At 50.2% G+C, this 19634-nt stretch carries 19 protein-coding genes; 17 read left to right on the top strand and 2 right to left on the bottom strand.

The genetic code is table 11. The annotated features are described in order from the left end of the window. Positions 1-80: 80 nt before the first annotated feature. Positions 81-455, bottom strand: a complete 375-nt coding sequence (locus OYT88_RS03445) for a YmaF family protein (protein ID WP_274398001.1) — start codon at positions 453-455, stop codon at positions 81-83. A gap of 171 nt (positions 456-626) precedes the next feature. On the opposite strand from OYT88_RS03445, the gene OYT88_RS20880 reads away from it, so the two are divergent. The 7 genes from OYT88_RS20880 to mtaB all read left to right on the top strand — a co-directional run bounded on the left by OYT88_RS20880 (position 627) and on the right by mtaB (position 8900). Continuing rightward, on the top strand, positions 627-785 hold the full coding sequence (locus OYT88_RS20880) for an FbpB family small basic protein (protein WP_443217489.1): 159 nt from the start codon (positions 627-629) through the stop codon (positions 783-785). 351 nt (positions 786-1136) lie between these two features. After that, positions 1137-2168 carry a heat-inducible transcriptional repressor HrcA gene (gene hrcA / locus OYT88_RS03440; protein ID WP_274397999.1) on the top strand — a complete coding sequence of 344 codons (1032 nt, stop codon included), beginning with the start codon at positions 1137-1139 and terminating at the stop codon, positions 2166-2168. Positions 2169-2198: 30 nt separating this feature from the next. Then, positions 2199-2888 carry a nucleotide exchange factor GrpE gene (gene grpE, locus OYT88_RS03435; protein ID WP_274397998.1) on the top strand — a complete coding sequence of 230 codons (690 nt, stop codon included), beginning with the start codon at positions 2199-2201 and terminating at the stop codon, positions 2886-2888. A 54-nt stretch (positions 2889-2942) separates the two neighbouring features. Beyond that, positions 2943-4814: a molecular chaperone DnaK gene (gene dnaK / locus OYT88_RS03430; RefSeq protein ID WP_274397997.1), complete on the top strand. Its 1872-nt coding sequence runs from the start codon at positions 2943-2945 to the stop codon at positions 4812-4814. Positions 4815-5061: 247 nt separating this feature from the next. Continuing rightward, positions 5062-6201 (top strand): molecular chaperone DnaJ, encoded by a 1140-nt coding sequence (dnaJ, locus tag OYT88_RS03425; RefSeq protein WP_274397996.1) that lies wholly within the window; start codon positions 5062-5064, stop codon positions 6199-6201. A 130-nt stretch (positions 6202-6331) separates the two neighbouring features. Continuing rightward, the gene (gene prmA, locus OYT88_RS03420; protein ID WP_274397995.1) at positions 6332-7276 is read left to right on the top strand and encodes a 50S ribosomal protein L11 methyltransferase; all 945 of its coding nucleotides are present in this window, start codon (positions 6332-6334) and stop codon (positions 7274-7276) included. A 271-nt stretch (positions 7277-7547) separates the two neighbouring features. Next, positions 7548-8900 carry a tRNA (N(6)-L-threonylcarbamoyladenosine(37)-C(2))-methylthiotransferase MtaB gene (gene mtaB, locus OYT88_RS03415; RefSeq protein ID WP_274397994.1) on the top strand — a complete coding sequence of 451 codons (1353 nt, stop codon included), beginning with the start codon at positions 7548-7550 and terminating at the stop codon, positions 8898-8900. Between the two features lie 31 nt (positions 8901-8931). Here the strand turns inward: mtaB and OYT88_RS03410 are convergent, their stop codons facing one another. After that, positions 8932-9855 carry a Na/Pi symporter gene (locus tag OYT88_RS03410; protein WP_274397993.1) on the bottom strand — a complete coding sequence of 308 codons (924 nt, stop codon included), beginning with the start codon at positions 9853-9855 and terminating at the stop codon, positions 8932-8934. 263 nt (positions 9856-10118) lie between these two features. On the opposite strand from OYT88_RS03410, the gene rpsU reads away from it, so the two are divergent. From rpsU to OYT88_RS03360, 10 genes are all read left to right on the top strand, one after another. Continuing rightward, positions 10119-10298: a 30S ribosomal protein S21 gene (gene rpsU, locus OYT88_RS03405; RefSeq protein ID WP_093669959.1), complete on the top strand. Its 180-nt coding sequence runs from the start codon at positions 10119-10121 to the stop codon at positions 10296-10298. Between the two features lie 15 nt (positions 10299-10313). After that, positions 10314-10757 (top strand): GatB/YqeY domain-containing protein, encoded by a 444-nt coding sequence (locus tag OYT88_RS03400; protein ID WP_274397992.1) that lies wholly within the window; start codon positions 10314-10316, stop codon positions 10755-10757. A 118-nt stretch (positions 10758-10875) separates the two neighbouring features. Further along, complete coding sequence (gene floA, locus OYT88_RS03395; RefSeq protein ID WP_274397990.1) at positions 10876-11877, top strand: flotillin-like protein FloA; 1002 nt, start codon at positions 10876-10878, stop codon at positions 11875-11877. A gap of 33 nt (positions 11878-11910) precedes the next feature. Next, positions 11911-12408 (top strand): hypothetical protein, encoded by a 498-nt coding sequence (locus OYT88_RS03390; RefSeq protein WP_274397989.1) that lies wholly within the window; start codon positions 11911-11913, stop codon positions 12406-12408. Between the two features lie 1450 nt (positions 12409-13858). Further along, on the top strand, positions 13859-14140 hold the full coding sequence (yqfC, locus tag OYT88_RS03385) for a sporulation protein YqfC (protein WP_274397988.1): 282 nt from the start codon (positions 13859-13861) through the stop codon (positions 14138-14140). Positions 14141-14154: 14 nt separating this feature from the next. Further along, positions 14155-15372: a sporulation protein YqfD gene (gene yqfD / locus OYT88_RS03380; protein WP_274397987.1), complete on the top strand. Its 1218-nt coding sequence runs from the start codon at positions 14155-14157 to the stop codon at positions 15370-15372. Positions 15373-15546: 174 nt separating this feature from the next. Beyond that, positions 15547-16506, top strand: coding sequence for a PhoH family protein (locus tag OYT88_RS03375; RefSeq protein WP_274397986.1), 960 nt, complete (start codon positions 15547-15549; stop codon positions 16504-16506). A 121-nt stretch (positions 16507-16627) separates the two neighbouring features. Further along, entirely contained in the window at positions 16628-18778 is a 2151-nt protein-coding gene (locus OYT88_RS03370; protein ID WP_274397985.1) for an HD family phosphohydrolase, read from the top strand. Then, positions 18775-19251: an rRNA maturation RNase YbeY gene (ybeY, locus tag OYT88_RS03365; protein ID WP_274397984.1), complete on the top strand. Its 477-nt coding sequence runs from the start codon at positions 18775-18777 to the stop codon at positions 19249-19251. The genes OYT88_RS03370 and ybeY overlap by 4 nt, the downstream gene beginning before the upstream one ends. Positions 19252-19253: 2 nt before the next feature. After that, a complete protein-coding gene (locus OYT88_RS03360) occupies positions 19254-19625 on the top strand; it encodes a diacylglycerol kinase family protein (RefSeq protein ID WP_274397983.1) in 372 nt (123 codons plus the stop codon). The last annotated feature ends 9 nt before the right edge of the window (positions 19626-19634 follow it).

Raw genomic sequence — 19634 nt, 5'->3', positions numbered from 1 at the left:
TACGCGCGGGCCGCAGCGGCCGGTCGGACTGAACGAAGAAATAGTAAAGGGAGCCCCGGGCGGCACGGCATTTTGATAAATTATGAGCCTGTTTTGCCGGCGTAACGATGAGAATGCGGGGTTGCTCCGTTTACAGTAGTCGTGCCTTTGAACTCATGATAGTGCCTGCCGTCCGGAAGAGAAATGGCAGGGCCTGTAATGCCTGATATCTCATGATGATGCCCGTCGTCAAACGATGTAAACGTGAAATAACGGTGCGTATGCGGGACTCCGCTTGGAGCAGGTTCGGTCGTTCCGGCATATCCGTGGGCGTGCCCGGCATCAAAGGAAGTGACACCGCGAAACGGATGGACATGAACCGGCCCGCTGTCCCAGCTTGTTATAAAAAGCTGATGCGCATGAAGCGGATCTGAATCGTCTGAAGAATACATGAATCCGTAAATCGGCATTTTCATTTAACAGACTTCCTTTTAAAAGAAAGATTGATGAAACGGTAATCTATATTCATGGACTTTCGGATTAGAACGGGACGTTTTCATTCGATAATAAGACTCTATTTTTACAAAATTTTAATTCTTTATTAATGCTGTACGTTTATAATAAACAACGTTAGAAAAACAGAAAGGATGATCGGGATGAAAAGAAGGCCGTCGTATATTCAACTGGTGAGAACAAATAGATCCGAAATATTGGGAGACAAAGAAACGCTGGAAAGAATAGATCTGATCATCGAACAAAGGCGCATGAAAGAAAATCAAAAGCGGGCCGATCGGTTAAGAAAATAAAAAGGGGCCGGAAAGACGGGCTCCTTTTTTGTTGTGAAAAACAGTATTCACGGGACGAACGCTTAAAGGGCCGAGCAAGATGGGCCCCTTTTTATGTGAATTCCGGATTATGTATGTTCTTTTCCAATCTTTTTGCTTCATTCCGACCGTAAGATTACAATCGGCCGCTGCGATTATTGTTGGTAATACTTTTTATAAAATCAATGAATTAATGTATAATGATCAACGTTAATTATTCATGTTTTTTATCAGATGAAATCTCTTAAAACATTGACAAATGAGCGGGAAGTTGTTAAATTTTAATGTAGAATTAGCACTCGGATAAAGAGAGTGCTAACAGAGGTGATAAGGATGTTAACAGAACGCCAGTTGTTTTTGCTGCAGCTTCTTGTTAATGACTATATTCTCTCTGCCGAACCCGTGGGGTCCCGTTCGATAGCAAAGCGTGACGACGTTCATTACAGTCCGGCGACGATCCGGAATGAGCTGGCGGATTTGGAGGAGATGGGTTATCTCGAAAAGACACATATGTCTTCCGGGCGGGTGCCTTCGGAGAAGGGCTACCGCTTCTATGTGGATCATTTGCTTTCACCCATTATGCTGACCGATAAGGAAATGTCCGATATTCGCAGGGTGTACCATCAGCAGTTTACCGAGACCGAACAATTGATCCGGGTGACTGCCAGGCTGCTTTCCGAATTCACGAATTATACGGCGATTATGCTGGGGCCTGAATTGCTTGAGACGAAGCTGAGGCACATTGAGCTGATCAAACTGTCGGAAGAGCAGGGTGTGATTATCATCGTGACCGACACCGGACATGTTGAAAACAAACTTGTGTCTTTTCCGGAAGGAGTCAACACGGAGGATATTGAGAAAATCGTTAACATTTTGAACGAAAAGCTGAATATGGTTCCGTTGTATCAGCTGCAAAGCCGTCTCGATACAGAGATCAGAGACGTGCTGAAGCAAAATGTCAGCAGCTACGAGCGTGTGATGGATCTTCTGAGCGAAGGTCTGACGATCAGCGATCCGGAAAAGATCTTTTACAGCGGCAGAAGCAAGATGCTGGCTCAGCCCGAGTTTCAGAATGTTGATAGAATCATCTCGCTTTTTAATGTATTTGAAGGAAAAGAAATTGTTCGTGAACTGATGAGTATGCCGTCCGAAGGCCTGCAAATCCGCATTGGCGGGGAGAACAAGCTGGTCGGGATTAAAGACTGCAGCCTGATAACGACGACTTATTCGGCCGGCGGCGAGCATCTGGGAACCGTTGCTGTGATCGGTCCGACACGTATGGCCTATCCTCGTGTTGTCACGCTGATTGATGTTTTATCCAAAATATTGACAAAAAGTTTAAGTGAAAGGAAAAGCATGGCATAGCGCCGTTGCATTTTTTCGGGAGGTGAGCCTATGGCTAAACAGACGAATGAAGAGATAAGAAAAGATGTGGCAGGAAATACTGATGATCAAACAGATCAGCCGAAGGTAGAAAAGAAACCTGAAGAAGAGAGGAAAACGGAAGAAAAAAAGAAGGAAGCTGCCGTGCCGGAAGCCGAAGGTGAGGTACAGGACCGGCACGAGGAAGCATCGGATGAAAAGGCTGCCGATCAGCCGGATGCGCAATTGCTTGCCGAACAGGTTGAAGAATTGACGGCTGAGATCGGCTCTCTGAAAAAGGAGAAAGAGGATCTGAAAAATCGCCTGCTTCGTGCGCAGGCTGATTTTGAAAATTACAGAAAGCGCACGAACAAAGAAAAAGCGGATGCAAGAAAATACCGCGCTCAGGATCTGACATCGGATTTGCTTGAAATTCTGGATAATTTTAAGCGGGCACTGGATGTCGAGACCGCGTCTGAGGACGGGGCGGCTCTGAAAAAGGGTATGGAAATGGTGCTGAACAGATTCGAAGCGGCGCTTAAAAAGGAAGGTGTCGAAGAAATTGACTCCCTCGGAAAACCATTCGATCCGAACTTTCATCAGGCCGTGATGCAGGAAGAAAGCCAGGAACACGAGAGCGGTACAGTGATCCAGGTGCTTCAGGCAGGTTATACATTGAACGGACGGATCCTCCGTCCGGCAATGGTCAAAGTCAGTGCCTGATTTTACGGCACTGACTCAACATTTTGTTTCTAATACATTTAGGGGGAAATGAGAATGAGTAAAATCATCGGTATCGATTTAGGTACGACAAACTCGTGTGTGGCGATTATGGAAGGCGGGGAACCCGTTGTCATCCCGAATCCCGAAGGCGGCCGCACAACTCCGTCTGCCGTCGCCTTCAAAAACGGCGAACGCCAGGTCGGCGAAGTAGCCAAACGGCAGGCCGTCACCAACCCGAACACGGTGCTTTCCATCAAGCGCCACATGGGTTCCGATTACAAAGTAGAAATCGAAGGGAAAAAATATACACCGCAGGAAATTTCAGCGATCATTCTGCAGAAGCTGAAATCGGACGCTGAAGCCTATCTCGGGGAATCCGTGGAAAAAGCAGTCATTACCGTCCCGGCTTACTTTAATGACGCGCAGCGCCAGGCAACAAAGGACGCCGGCAAGATTGCCGGACTGGACGTTCTGCGTATCATTAATGAACCGACGGCGGCATCACTCGCTTATGGACTGGATAAGGGTGAAGATCAGACGATTCTTGTCTTTGACCTTGGCGGCGGTACTTTTGATGTGTCGATTCTCGAACTTGGGGACGGCATTTTCGAAGTCAAAGCGACGGCGGGCAACAACCGCCTCGGCGGAGACGACTTTGACCAGCGAATCATTGACTATCTGATCGCTCAGTTTAAAAAAGATAACGGCATTGATTTGTCCGGTGATAAAATGGCGCTTCAGCGGCTGAAAGATGCCTCTGAAAAAGCCAAAAAGGAGCTGTCGGGTGTTTCTCAGACTCAGATTTCTCTTCCGTTTATTTCAGCGGACGCAACCGGTCCGAAACACCTCGAAGTCAACCTGACGCGCGCCAAGTTCGACGAATTGACTGCCGATCTCGTTGAATCGACGATGGGTCCGGTTCGCCAGGCACTGTCCGACGCCGATATGACGATGGACGACATCGACAAAATTATTCTGGTCGGCGGATCGACCCGTGTTCCCGCGGTTCAGAACGCAATCAAGAATCTGACCGGCAAAGAACCGAGCAAGGGTGTCAATCCCGATGAAGTCGTTGCCGTCGGTGCAGCGATTCAGGGGGGTGTGCTGACCGGGGATGTAAAGGATGTCGTACTGCTTGATGTGACTCCGCTGTCCCTTGGAATTGAAACGATGGGCGGAGTATTCACCAAACTGATCGACCGTAATACAACGATTCCGACAAGCAAATCCCAGGTCTTCTCAACGGCTGCCGACAATCAGACGGCTGTCGATATTCATGTGCTCCAGGGTGAACGTCAGATGGCTGCGGACAACAAGACACTCGGCCGTTTCCAGCTTAATGACATTCCGCCGGCTCCGCGCGGCATTCCTCAGATCGAAGTCACATTCGAGATCGACGCCAACGGAATTGTCAATGTCAAAGCGAAGGACAAGGGCACCAACAAAGAGCAGTCGATCACCATTAAATCTTCGTCGGGCCTGAGCGAGAATGAAATCGACAAAATGGTTAAAGACGCTGAAGCGAATGCCGATGCCGATAAAAAACGGCGGGAAGAAGTCGATCTGCGCAACGAATCGGATCAGCTGATTTTTTCAACAGAAAAAACGCTGAAGGATCTTGGCGATAAGGTGGACGGATCGGAGAAAGCCAAGGCAAACGATGCCAAGGATAAACTGAAGAAGGCACTTGAAGGCAAGGATATCGAAGCGATTAAGAAAGCCAAGGATGAATTGAATGAAATCGTTCAGCAGCTTTCCGTTAAACTTTATCAGCAGGCGGCTCAGAAAGCCCAGGGCGCCAAGAACACCGGGACTTCAAACGGCGGAGATGCAAACGGAGATTCAAAAGGAAAGAAGAAAGATGACGATGTCGTCGATGCGGATTATAAAGAAGTCAATGATGACGACAAGAACAAGAAAAACTGATGCAGCGTAAACGAACACCGGCACGCAAGGTCGCTGAATGATCGAAGGATAAAGTCGAAGTCAGGCACGGGTCTTGGCTTTGGCTTTTTCTTGCTTAATCGCCAGTCCGAATGGTATGATTTATTTTATACGATTACAAAGCAAAAACGACCGGTTGAAAGTAAATAAGAGACACTTAAGCCGGGCTGCAGCCTGAGGCCCGGCTTGCCAGGTTTTCTATATGCAAAGTCATTTCGGGAGTGATTTGATGAGTAAACGGGATTATTACGAGATCCTCGGGGTGAGCAAGGATGCCTCGAAAGACGAGATTAAAAAGGCCTTTCGGCAATTGGCGAGAAAGTATCATCCCGATGTAAACAAGAGTCCGGGTGCAGCGGAAAAATTCAAGGAAGTTAAAGATGCCTACGAAGTTCTGAGCAATCCGGAAAAAAAGGCAAATTACGATCAGTACGGTGAAGCCGACCCGAATCAGGGCTTTGGCGGTCAGGGTTTTGGCGGCCAAGGCTTCGGCGGTTCCGATTTCGGCGGCTTCGGCGATATCTTTGATCAGATTTTCAATGGCGGATCGAGAAGGCGCGACCCGAATGCTCCGAGGCAGGGATCCGACCTTCAATATGAAATGTCGATCACCTTCGAAGAAGCTGCTTTCGGCAAAACGACGGAGATCAGGATTCCGAAGGAAGAAACATGCACAACGTGTCACGGGACCGGAGCCCAGCCGGGCACAAAACCGGAGAGCTGCCCGCACTGTCACGGGACCGGCCAGCTGAACACCGAACAAAATACGCCTTTCGGACGGATTGTTAACCGGCGCGTCTGCCCTTATTGCCACGGTACAGGTAAGGTTGTCAAGAGCCCGTGCCATACGTGCGGCGGCAACGGCAGAGTGAAAATCAACAAGAAAATCGAGGTCAAAATACCGGCGGGAATCGATGACGGCCAGCAAATCCGCCTGTCCGGACAGGGCGAGGCAGGCGTGAACGGCGGTCCTTCGGGAGATCTCTATATCGTGTTCACAGTTAAACCGCATAAATTTTATCGCCGTTCCGGCGACAACGTCTTCCTGGAAGTCCCGCTCAGCTTTGCTCAGGTGGCCTTAGGCGATGAAATCGAAGTGCCGACCCTCTACGGAAAAGTCAGGCTGCGGATCCCGGCGGGAACACAGACCGGGACGAAATTCCGGCTGAAAGGCAAGGGCATCAAAAATGTCAGAGGATACGGGCAGGGCGATGAACATGTAACGGTTAAAGTGATCACACCGAAACATCTGTCGGAAGAAGAAAAAATGCTTTTCAGAAAGCTTTCAAGCCTTTCGGGCGGTTCAGCGAATCCGGAAAACGAAAGTATCTTTGACCGAATGAAAAAAAAAGTATTTAAGGCCGACTGAACAGGGATACCCGGAGACAGTGCAAATGTCTTTTCAAGCGGCAGGCTTCCGCTTTTTTTGAAACAAGCGGAGGGTTCGGCCTTCTCCGGCATTTGAGCTATCTCTAAGACGGAAACGGAGCTTATGACTGATGAAATGGTCGGAAATCTGTATTCATACAACCGAAGAAGCCATTGAACCGATTACAAACATTCTTTATGAAGCAGGTGCGGGCGGTGTCGTCATTGAGGACTCCAATGACCTGCAGAAAGAATGGAAACGGGATAACGGTGAGGTTTATTCTCTGGACCCCGACGATTATCCGCAAGAGGGGGTCAATGTGAAAGCCTATTTTCCCGTAAACAGCTTTCTCGGCGAAACCGTCGCGGAAATCAAACAGTCGGTGAACGACCTGCTTCTCTATGATATCGATCTGGGAGAAAATCGATTGACGTTCAGTGAACGCAATGAAGAAGAATGGGCATCGGGCTGGAAGAAGTATTATAAGCCCGTCACGGTCGGCAGACATTTTGTGATTACTCCGACATGGGTTGATTACCGTCAGAAGCCGGCGGAACGGCAGCTGATTGAACTGGATCCGGGAATGGCTTTCGGTACGGGGACGCATCCGACGACTGTACTGTGTATTGAAGCTCTGGAACGGTACATGCCCGAAGACGCGAGAGTACTCGATGTCGGCACGGGCACGGGGGTGCTGTCGATTGCGGCGGCGAAACTGGGTGCCGGCAAAGTCCTGGCCGTCGATCTTGACCGGGTAGCCGTCCAGTCGGCAAGACTGAACGTGAAATTGAACAAGGTTCAGGATATTGTGGAAGTCAGGCAGAATAATCTGGCCGATAATATTGAGCCCGGCTTTGACGTGATCGTCGGCAATCTGCTGGCAGAACTTGTTATAAGGCTTGTCAAAGACGGCGCAGCCCGCATCATCAGGCCGGATGGATTGCTGATTGCTTCGGGCATCATTAAGACAAAGAAGGATCAGGTTGTCGCGGCACTTGCTGCGTCCGGCTTTCATGTCTGCGACAGCCTGGAAAGCGGGGACTGGGTGGCCTTGGTCACTAAGAAGAGGCCTTGAATGTTGCCGGGTGATCATTTCCGGAGAGCGGCCGGGTCGGCAAAAGCGGCTGTTCCGCCCTGCTTCTTTTATCGGGCAATGTGAGAACCGGAATGCCCAATGATGATTTGGAAAAGGGCTTTCGCGATGAAACCGAACAGCGAAACGCTCTGCTTCTCTTCCTGCGGTTTCGTCTCACGAATCATGGAGGGGTATGACTCGCTGCTCTGTACTTTCTGTCCCAGGATCCGATCATTTTTGAATTATTAGAACGCGAGGTGGATCGATAAAAATGCCTTCTGTCGCTTTTCATACATTAGGTTGTAAAGTCAATCATTATGAAACGGAAGCCATCTGGCAGCTGTTTCAGAAACAGGGATATGACCGCAGAGATTTTGAAAAAACCGCCGATGTCTACGTCATTAATACGTGTACGGTTACGAATACCGGTGATCAGAAAAGCCGCCAGGTGATCCGCCGCGCGATCCGCAGCAATCCGGACGCTGTGATCTGTGTAACCGGCTGCTACGCTCAGACGTCCCCGGCGGAGGTGCTTTCGATACCGGGTGTGGATATCGTCGTCGGTACACAGGACAGAAGCAGGTTGCTCGATTTTGTCGATCAGTACCGAAAAGAGCGCGAACCGATCAACGGTGTCTCAGACATCATGAAAGCGAAAGTCTATGAAGAACTTGATGTCCCCGTTTTCACAGACCGGACACGGGCGTCCCTGAAGATTCAGGAAGGCTGTAATAATTTCTGTACGTTCTGCATCATTCCCTGGGCACGCGGCCTGCTTCGTTCCCGGACGCCGGAGAATGTGCTGAAACAGGCGCAGCAGCTTGTGAACGCAGGCTATCGGGAAATTGTCCTGACCGGGATTCATACAGCGGGCTACGGCGAGGATATGGAAAATTACAGTTTCGCACAGTTGCTGCGCGATCTGGAAAGGAATGTTGACGGTCTGAAAAGGCTGCGTATCTCTTCCATTGAAGCGAGCCAGATTACCGATGAAGTAGTCGATGTGATTCATCGCTCCCATATCGTGGCCAGACACCTGCACATTCCTCTTCAATCCGGCTCGGACGGCGTCTTAAAAAGAATGCACCGGAAATATACGACAGCCTTCTTTGCCGATAAGATTGCCGGCCTGCGCCGGGCTCTTCCGGATTTCGCCCTGACTTCAGACGTCATCGTCGGCTTTCCGGGAGAAACGGATGAGGAGTTTGAAGAAACCTGTGATTTTATTCGCCGACTGAAATTTTCGGAGCTTCATGTGTTCCCGTATTCTCAGAGAACCGGCACGCCTGCCGCCCGAATGGCGGATCAGGTGCCCGTCGATGTGAAGCATCGACGTGTGGAGCGTTTGATCGGCCTGTCTAACAGGCTTTCGGAAGAATATGCGGCGAAGTACAAAGGCAGCGTGCTGGAAGTCATTCCTGAAGAACCGCTTAATCATCATGAACAAGACGGGTACTTTGTCGGCTTTACAGACAATTATCTGAAAGTCAAATTCCATTATCCGTCTCGCGATATTATCGGAAAACTGGTTCGTGTCAAGATCACCGAAACGGGCTATCCGATCAACGAGGGCCGTTTTGTCCGCATTCTCGATGATCGCGAACAGCCGGCAACGACGTACTGAAACAGCGGGCGGAGGCAACAGAGAATCTGCCTTATTTGAGCGGATTCTTTTCCACCCAGCGCCCGTACGGACCGGCAAGAGGAACGGCGAGAAGGGCTGTAATCAGATTGAAAAGAACCGATGTATGCGCAAGTGCTGTCCGGTCGCTGCCGGCGATAAACAGCGACAAATCGGCCATCGGATGAATGAACGGAAAGAAAAGCAGAACGCTCAGCACATTGAACAGAATATGTGTATAGGCTGTCCATCTGCCGGCTCTGCCCGTACCGAGGCTGGCAATATAGGTTGTCACGCACGTTCCGATATTTGCGCCGAGCATGATCGCAATCGCCGGGGGAAGCGACAGAATGCCGTGGTCGAGGAATCCCATGCAGACGAGCGTGGCTGCGGAACTTGACTGGATAATTGCTGAAAACAGCGTACCGACGACAACGGAAAAAAACAAATTGCCGTTAGCGTCTGCGAGCAGGTCGGATATGAACGGCGATTGAACAAGCGGTTCGGCAAGCGAACTGAAGCCGGCCATCGATGCGAAAAGACAGCCGATTCCGAAGAACAGCGCACCGATAGACAGGCTGTGACGGAAGGGGAGGCACATGATCGCCAGACCGGCAGCAAGCAATATGTAGTGGAACGATCCGATCGGCAGTGCGGCAATTTCACCGGTGAGCGTTGTCCCAATGTTGGCCCCGAGTATGATGCCCACGGTCTGCGAGAAACGGAGCGCATTCGCGCCGATCAGTCCGACCGTAATGATCGCCACGGCCGAACTGCTTTGCAGTAAAATGGATGCCAATGTGCCGATTGCCAGCCCTTTCATAGGCGTGTCGGCCGCATGCTCCAGAATGCGGCGCATGCGATCGCCGACGAGTCGATGCATACCACCGGTCATGACACCCATGCCGAGCATAAAAAGAAGAATATAGAAAATAAAGACGAGGACCTGATGGTTCACCTTGATCACCTCGTCCTATTCTATTAAAGAGACGGATTTTCGATGACTTAAAAAAGAGGACATGTTTCCAAAACTGCCCGACAGGGCGGGCGCACCGGCGCCTTTCGTGTTTTTTTCAGCCGTCCTGAAAAAAAAGCCCGTCCTCCACTGGGCAAAACTCATCGTTTTTAATTTGATCATTTATGGTCTATCGTATATAATGTCTAGTGACATGCAGAGATGTCATTTTAAGTTGTTGTGCTTTTGGAGGGAGGGAAACATAGATGGTCGAAACAAGGGTTCGGAAAAATGAATCAATTGAAGATGCTCTGAGACGTTTTAAACGGTCGGTTTCTAAATCCGGGACTTTAGCGGAAGTGAAGAAACGGAGGAACTATGAGAAACCAAGTGTAAAACGGAAGAAAAAATCTGAGGCTGCGCGTAAAAAGCGTCGCAGATTCTGAGAAGGGGTTTTATAAATGAGCCTTGTTGATCGTCTGACAACAGACATGAAGCAGGCGATGAAAGCGAAAGATAAAGCCAGGCTTTCCGTCATTCGCATGATCAAGACATCGCTGCAGAATGAGTCGATCAAGAACGGTAAACCTTTATCGGAAGACGAGGCATTGACGGTTCTGACCCGAGAACTTAAACAGAGGAAAGACTCCCTCCGAGAGTTTGAGAATGCGGGACGGCAGGATCTTGTTGACGAAGTCAGCAATGAAATTGCAATCGTTCAATCCTATATGCCTGAACAGCTGTCTGATGATGAGATCCTGTTCATTATAGAAAAAGCAATTTCTGAAGTCGGCGCCCAGTCAAGCGCCGACATCGGCAAAGTCATGAAGGCTGTCATGCCGAAAGTGAAAGGCCGCGCCGACGGAAGCCAGATTAATCGTCTGGTGCGCAAGAAGTTAAGTTAAAGACAAAAGCTCTGTTTGCAGTGAAAGACAAACAGAGCTTAATTTCTGATTGGAGCTTAATAAATTTTTTCGGGAAAGAAAGAGAAAACCAATAATTGATAAATAGGGGTTGAAAGCTGTGTCGACATCAACGGTAAGCGTTTTAATCATTGCCGCACTGATTATTATCGCAATTGTCGTTCTTTTCACCTTTGTTCCGATTATGCTTTGGGTATCGGCCCTTTCATCCGGAGTCCGTATCAGCATTTTTACATTGATTGGTATGCGTCTGAGACGAGTTATTCCGCGCCGCGTCATCGATCCGCTGATCAAAGCAACCAAAGCCGGCCTCGATCTGCACACCAATCAGCTCGAAAGCCACTATCTGGCCGGAGGCAATGTGGACCGCGTCGTTAACGCGCTGATAGCGGCGCACCGCGCGAATATCGAGCTGACCTTTGAGCGGGCGGCGGCCATTGATCTGGCCGGGCGGAATGTACTTGAGGCTGTCCAGATGAGCGTCAATCCCAAAGTTATTGAGACACCGTACATTGCCGGTGTCGCGATTAACGGGATTGAAGTCAAGGTCAAGGCGAGGATTACCGTTCGCGCAAACATCGACCGGCTGGTCGGCGGTGCCGGAGAAGAAACCGTTCTGGCCCGTGTCGGCGAAGGCGTTGTCAGTACCATCGGAGCGTCGCATACGCACAAGGATGTTTTGAAAAATCCGGACGCCATTTCTAAGACCGTTCTTCAGAAGGGCCTTGATGCCGGTACGGCGTTCGAAATCCTTTCCATTGATATTGCCGATGTCGACGTCGGCAAGAACATCGGAGCCTTCCTGCAAACCGAACAGGCCGAGGCGGACAAAAATATTGCTCAGGCAAAAGCGGAAGAGCGCAGAGCGATGGCTGTGGCCAGCGAGCAGGAAATGCGTGCCCGTGTAGAGGAAATGCGTGCCAAGGTCGTTGAGGCAGAATCGGAGGTACCGCTTGCGATGGCCACCGCACTAAAAGAAGGGAAGCTCGGCGTCATGGATTACATGAACTACAACAACATCAAGGCCGATACGGAGATGCGCCATTCATTCGGCAACAACGGGGAAAGCGATGACAATTCTTCGGGGGATGAATATAAGTAATCGCATTCCGGGCGGGAAGGAGATGTTCAAGGGATGGGGTTTGCCTCGATTATCTTTGCCGTGATCATTTTGCTGTTTTATGTTGCCCGATCGGTGGAAAAACAGAATGCACAGGAGCGCGCGCGGCGTGCAGCAAGAAGCGGACGACGCACGGCTGTTCCTGAAGATCGGTCTCATGAAGAAGGCAGCTCCGGTTCCTCCCCGGAAAAAGAGGCCGGTAACAGCGGATCTGATCCGGAGCCGCTAAATAGCCAGGGTGCGGAACCCGCGGAGCAGAGACCGCTTTTTCAGGAGACAAGCGATCGGCTGGCCCGCTCCCAAGCAAAAAGAATGGCTCCATCCGGGCGGCGTACGATCGAGAGAAGCCCGGCCGGCGTTTCTTCCGGAAAGTCAAAAATGCAATGGGCCGGAGACCGGCGCAGGATTCGCCGAGCTTTTATTTTCGCGGTGTGCATCGGAAAACCGCGGGCGCTGGAACCGCATCAATACTTCGGAAAACAGAAAAGCCCGGGGAATAAATATAAAAACTGAGCCGATACCGGTTTCAGGTTTCGCTCAACAGGGAAGACGGACCGATTGATCCCCCTTCTTTGGCAGTTAACTAAAGTTGATAATCCGCGAAGCCATTCCGCGATCGATCTATGCTGATCCGGGTCTCATGGTTGAGCAATCGTCTCCGGGAATACGTTTGTGCAGAAAGATACAGCTTTTTAAAAACAGTCCGGCGATACATTTTGATTTTGCAGATGTGTCGCCGGTTTTTATTGCTCAGCTTTGAAAATAAACTCTTGATAAGATGTTCACTTGGAGCGGCCAGCAGTCATTCAAAAAAAGAATTGCTGACTCAGACAGCTGTTCCGTGATTGACGCACGGATTTAATGAAAAAAGACTCTATACCAAAGAAATGAACGACTGCGCGGTATAAACGGAACCTGCACAACGTCCGATCGGGTTTAGAAAACCGAACTCAGTGAGCGGGTCGCCCTGAATCGGCTACAGACGCGCCGAAACGCTGGAAACGCGCACCGAAAATTCGAGGTCGCACCGAATTGATCGGAACTCGCACCAAAACAGGGGAAAGTCGCCCCGAATCCGGCTACAGTCGCACCGAAAATTCGAGGTCGCACCGAATTGATCGGAACTCGCACCAAAACAGGGGAAAATCGCCCCGAATTGGTCAGAACTCGCACCGAAATAGAGAAAAGTCGCCCCCAATCCAGCTACAGACGCCCCAAAAATTCGAGGTCGCCCCGAATCGATCGGAACTCGCCCCGAAACAGGAGAAAGTCGCCCCGAATCCGTTTACAGTCGCCCCAAAAATTCGAGGTCGCCCCGAATTGATCGGAACTCGCACCAAAACAGGGGAAAGTCGCCCCGAAACGAGCTACAGTCGCACCGAAAATTCGAGGTCGCACCAAATCGATCAGAACTCGCACCAAAACAGGAGAAAGTCGCCCCGAATCCGGTTACACTCGCACCAAAACACCGTAAAGTTGCTCCGAAATATAAATCGGAATTCAGATCGGACCCGGCGGGGTTCATATAACTAAAAAGCTCCACTCATTGCCCATATCTTTTCAGCTTTTAATTTCATTCCTATCGATTTGATGCACCGGCCAATGCTCCTGCACCACTTCATTCGTTCTCAGTAAAGGACTTGTTTTTCCGGGCCCGGCGGTCAGCTTCCCTGTAAATGATGCCGCGATCTTTCCGCTGCCGGATCTACTTGCTGAAGCACTGCGGAAAATCAGCTGGGCGAGACAATTTGTCCGATCGAACAGCGGATCCCTGTGAAACAGAAGAAAATAGAATGACGTCGCGGTGTTGGCATCCAGAGCCCCCTTTTAAAGAAATTCATGAGCACGCAGCGAATCCGCGGAAAGCCCCCTCACTTTTAAATCCCCCGACACCAAATGATCCGGATTCAGTGTGCTAGGAGGACTGACTGGCACATAAGCTGTAAAGAGGTGGAGAGAGATCATGAAAAAATGGACCGCTCGGTTTAGGAAATGGTTTGCGGCTGTCTCCGACATACCCGCGGATGTTGTGATGGACTTACCGAGAATCACTCTGATCGGTCAGTTTCATCTCTCTATAGAAAATCACACAGAAGTTCTGGCCTTTTCACAGAATGAGCTGAAGCTTGCCCTGCAAAACGGCGAGCTGCACATCACTGGTGAAGGGTTTGTTTTGGAAAACGTTTTAGAAAAAGAGATATACCTTGAGGGACGTGTGAAAGATGTCCGGTTCGTCAATGACTGATAGAAGGGGGTGCGGTGGCGTTGACACATCGGATTCAGCATCCGGGAGGCTATCTGAAAGCAGTCATTACGGGTGCACAGACCGAACGGTTTATCACCCGCTGTGCTGAGGAAGGTATCCGGATGTGGCAAATCAGGCGCAGAAATGAGACAACCCTTGTTTGTTATATTGAGCTGACTGAGCCCGAAAAGCTGAAAAGCATGCTTAAGGAAACCGGAAGCCGCATTCGCATTCTGGATAAAAAGGGAGTCCCGTTCCTGTGGAGAAGCATCCGCTCCCGTCTTGGAATGGCCGCCGGTCTGTTCTTTTTTTTAGCGCTGTTATTTATTCTGTCTAATATGGTATGGGATGTGAAGGTGAACGGGGCGGATCCGAAACTCGAAGAGCAGATCCGATCATTGCTGAAGAACGAGCATCTTTATGTCGGCTCTCTTGAATTTTTCGTTCCGACGACCGATCGGCTCGAGTCCGGATTGTCGGCTAAGCTGACCAATGTGACATGGATCGGAGTTTCTCAGGACGGAACCCGTTATCAGATTGATGTGGTTCAGAAAAAGTATCCGAAGAAAAAAGAAACAACGGGGCCGAGAAATCTTGTCGCCACGAAGCGGGCCGTGATCCATCATATGTTTGTTGAAACCGGACAGCCTGTCGTCGAAAGCAATCAATTTGTCAAGCCCGGCCAGATTCTCGTTCTCGGCAGAATCGGAAACGAAAAGGATCCGAAATTTGTCTCCGCCAACGGGAAGGTCATCGGCGAAACCTGGTATCAGTCTGAAACGGCCATACCGCTGAAAAGCCGCTATACTTTATATACGGGAAAATCGTATACGCAGCACCGGCTCGTTTTCTGGGGCTGGTCCGTGCCGGTCTGGGGTTTTAAAACCAAGCCTTTCAAGAGCTGCGATCAGGAAACCACCCGCAAGCCGTTCCGTTTCCTGATCTGGGAACTCCCCATTTCCTATGAGCAGATTCTTTACCGGGAAAAACAAACCGTTGTCCGCAGCCTGAAAGAAAATGAAGCGCTTATAGAAGGAAAGGAGACGGCTGAAAAAAAATTGTTGAGTGAGCTTCCCGCTGACTCGGAAATTGTTTCTTCGACGATTGAAGATAAACGTACGGAGAGCGGCAAGCTGATCGTCCGCAGCCATTATATTGTTTATGAAAATATTGCCCGTCCGCAGCCGATTGATCCGGCGGCGGAACGGAAAAATCTGAAAGAGAAAGAATAAGCGTCCTGCAGACCGGAACGGAAGGCGGCGCCGTTTTCCGCCTGCTGATAATCGGTCCTAAATCGACGGAAGGCCGTTCTGCTGATTTTGAATAAAAAGCGATTGGAATTCAGGCGCTCACGTATGTTAAAATGAGAAAAAAGCGATCTGATTTTTGAGGAGGATAATCAAAGTTTGCCAGAACGCCAATTATACGGGATTACGATAGACTGGGATAATGCAAATGAAGCGCTGATGTTGTTTGGTCCGGGGGATGCCAACCTGAAGATTATCGAGAAGACACTGGGCATTTCCATTGTGACGCGCGGCGGCGTGGTCAGTGTCTCGACAGAAAATCAGAGCGATGTCCGGAAGGTTGAGCAGGTGCTCCGGGCTCTTCTGCAATTAATCAGGCGCGGTATTTCCGTCTCGGAACGGGACGCTGTTTATGCCTTGAAAATGGCAGAGAACGGCCAGCTGGATGCATTCGGCGATTTATATGAGACGGAAATTACAGCTAATGCGAAGGGAAAGCCTATCCGCGTGAAAACGCTCGGACAGCAAAAATATGTCCAGGCGATCAAAAAATTTGATATGGTGTTTGCTATCGGACCTGCCGGAACAGGAAAAACTTATCTTGCCGTCGTGATGGCCGTCGCCGCCATGAAGGCCGGAAAAGTAAAACGCCTCATTCTGACCCGGCCGGCTGTCGAAGCTGGAGAAAGCCTCGGTTTTCTCCCAGGCGATCTGAAAGAGAAGGTAGATCCTTACCTTCGTCCGCTTTATGACGCGCTCCATGACGTACTGGGCTCGGAACATACGCTCCGGCTGATCGAAAGAGGGACGATCGAGATCGCCCCGCTGGCCTACATGAGAGGGCGGACACTGGAAGATGCCTACGTTATCCTTGATGAAGCACAGAACACAACTCAGGAACAGATGAAAATGTTCCTGACCCGCCTTGGTTTCGGTTCGAAAATGATCATTACGGGGGACGTGACTCAGATCGATCTTCCGAAGGGGAAAAAATCGGGGCTGAAAACGGCAAGAGAATTACTGTCGCATATTGACGACATTGCTTTTATAGATCTGCACAGTACGGATGTCGTCCGTCATCCGCTCGTCCAGAAAATTATTCAGGCTTACGGAGACTGACAGATCGCCGATGAAAAATGAATGCATCCCGAGAAGGGGCCTGTTTCCCGGAAAACGATCGCGGTCGTTGCCGGAGATCGGTGGTGACTGACTTCATCAGTGAAGTTTTGGAGGCACAATCATGACATCATCGTTCCTTTTTAGAGGTCAGCTAAAGAAATTCTTTGCCAGGTATATTGCCGACTGGGGTATTTACGCCATTGTCTGTGTGGTCCTTTATGTACTGATGATCGGCAGTGTGATGCCGAAAAATCCAAACGTCCGCCTTCATGAAATTGCTTCGAGCGATATTCAGTCGCCGATCGACGCAGTCGACACGCAGGCAACGGCGGTAAAAAAACAGGAGGCAATGGGGGCAACGCCGTCTGCTTATGTATATAACAGCAATCTCGCGCTGATTCAGGTCGAGAAAGCCGGAGACCTTTTCGATACGATATCCGCAGTAAGAAAGGAAGACAAAATAACGGCCCAGTCGACTCCCGCGCAGCTGAACGCGGCGGCCGGGAAGGTTTCCGCCAGGCTTGCTGCATCTCCGGACACCAAAATATCGAACACGACGATGAAAACACTGATGACGGCGTCGGACCGCGATCTTCAGGTTGCCCAGGATATCGTCAGCACAAGCATTTATGAAGCGATGAGCGGAAAGGTCGGCTGGAATGATCTGGAGAGCGTGCAAACGAAAGCCTCGGCTTCGCTCCCGTCCTCCGTGCTGGACGACAGCATGCGGAGTGCGCTGAATGAAATATTGCGCGCTTATATCACGGCCAACTACACTTTTGATCCGACGACGACGAGGCAAAATAAGCAGGAGGCCGCCAGTAATGTCGGCAATATTATGATCCATCAGGGAGAAGTGATTGTCAGAAAGGGCGAACTGGTTACGAGCGATATGATCCGTCAGCTGAAACTGGTCGGATTAATGGACGAACACTTTAATATTATTCCGTTTATCGGCCTATTATTACTCACCCTGTTCATAACGGCCGTGTTCTGGCTCGAATTTAATCGCTTTAGAGCAAAGAGCGGAGAAACTCCGTTGAAATATCTCGGCATTTACGTCCTGATTTTTCTTGGAATGGCCGTCATTATCAAGATCTGCAGCTATCTCAGACTGGCAAACGTTACCGGACTGACGTATATTATTCCGATCGCTTTCGGCACGCTGCTGATTCGCATGCTGCTGAACGAACGGATGGCTATTGTTTCCGGCATGCTCCTTTCCCTGATCGGAAGCGTGATATTCGGGGTCAGTGTGAAGGCCTCTCTTTTCGACGCTCCGACGGGTATTTATCTGCTTTTTTCTTCGCTTGCCGGTGCGGTGGTACTGAGAGGAAAACAGACCCGCCCGAAAATTTTTCTAACGGGCGGAATCATCGCACTTGTGAATGTACTGGCCGCTCTTTCCCTGATGATGTTCCAAAATGCACAGTTCACGCTTTCCGAAACAGGAATGACTCTGGGGTTCGCCTTTCTTTCCGGTTTCCTGTCGGTGATTCTGGCAAGCGGCGTGATGCCGCTCTTTGAAGCGGGGTTCGGCATTTTATCGCCGATACGGTTGATTGAATTGTCGAACCCGGGCCAGCCGCTTCTGAGAAAAATATTGCTTGAAGCGCCCGGAACCTATCATCATAGTGTCATGGTTGCCAACCTGGCGGAACGGGCGTGCGAAGCGATCGGAGCGAACGGGCTTCTTGCCCGGGTCGCTTCGTATTATCACGATATCGGCAAAACAAAGCGTCCGAGGTTTTTTGTTGAAAATCAGCTTGACGGGGTCAATCCCCATGAGAAAATTTCGCCTCAGCTGAGCCGGACGATCATCTTTTCTCATCCCTATGACGGCGCCGATATCTTACGCAAACACCATATGCCGAAGGAAATTATCGACATTGCCGAGCAGCATCACGGCACGACGATTCTCCGCTACTTCTATGCCAAGGCCCAGGAGCAGAGCGAACAGCCGATTCCGGAAAGCGAGTTCCGCTATCCGGGACCGAAAGTGCAGACGCGGGAGGCGGCCGTCGTTGAACTTGCAGACAGCATCGAAGCAGCGGTACGTTCCATGAAAAAACCGACGCCGGTCAAGGTAGAGAATCTGGTAAAAAGCATTTTCAATGACCGCTTGAGCGACGGCCAGTTTGATGAGTGCGAGATCACGCTGAGCGACCTGAAGAGGGTTGAAAAATCGATTGATGAGACACTGAGAGGTGTTTATCATTCACGCATTGAGTATCCGAAAGAACTAAAGATGAAAAAGGTGAACGGGAAATGACGATGACGATTGACATACATGATGAGACCGGAGAAGTCGGCGCCGAACTGCAGCAATGGGTGATCCGGCTGATCGACCATGCAGCCGAAATTCTGAATCTGGAAGGGGAGATCGAATGCTCTCTGACTTTCGTCCGAAATCCAAGGATTCAGGAAATTAACCGGACCTATCGCGGAATCGAAAGGGCGACCGATGTGATCTCTTTTGCACTGGAGGAAATGGAAGAGGGCGAGGTTCCGATTCTTCCGGAGGAAGGCGAACCGCGCGTCCTCGGCGACATCGTCGTTTCGATCGATAAAGCCCGTGAGCAGGCCGAAGCCTATGACCATTCATTTGAGCGTGAGCTCGGGTTTTTAATCATCCATGGCCTGCTTCATCTCCTCGGCTATGATCACACAACGAAAGCGGAAGAAGAAAAAATGTTCGGCCTTCAGGAGGACATCCTTTCTTCTTTTGGATTGAAAAGGTTCTGACTATGGAAAAGTATAAAAGAAGAAGACATAAGCACCTTTCAGAAAGCTTCAAAGATGCCATCTGCGGGTTCCGCCTGGCCCTCTTCCAGGAGCGCAATATTCACATTCAGCTGTTCGCCGCTGCCGCCGTGATCATTTTCTCGCTGGCCATCCGCGTGCCGCTGACGGACATGCTGATCATTATTGTTCTGATCGGCGGCGTCATTAGCCTGGAACTGGTCAACACGGCGGTCGAACGCTTGGTCGACCTCGTCACTAAAGAGCATCATCCGATGGCGAAAGCGGCAAAAGATACGGCCGCCGCCGCCGTATGGTGGTTTTCCGTCATGGCGGCCGTTATTTATTTTTTTATCGTGTACAGCACGCTGCATTAATCCGTTTTC

Source organism: Sporolactobacillus sp. CQH2019 (genome assembly GCF_028765345.1).
Taxonomy (GTDB): domain Bacteria; phylum Bacillota; class Bacilli; order Bacillales; family Sporolactobacillaceae; genus Sporolactobacillus.
This window is presented reverse-complemented; position numbering and strand designations above follow the sequence as displayed.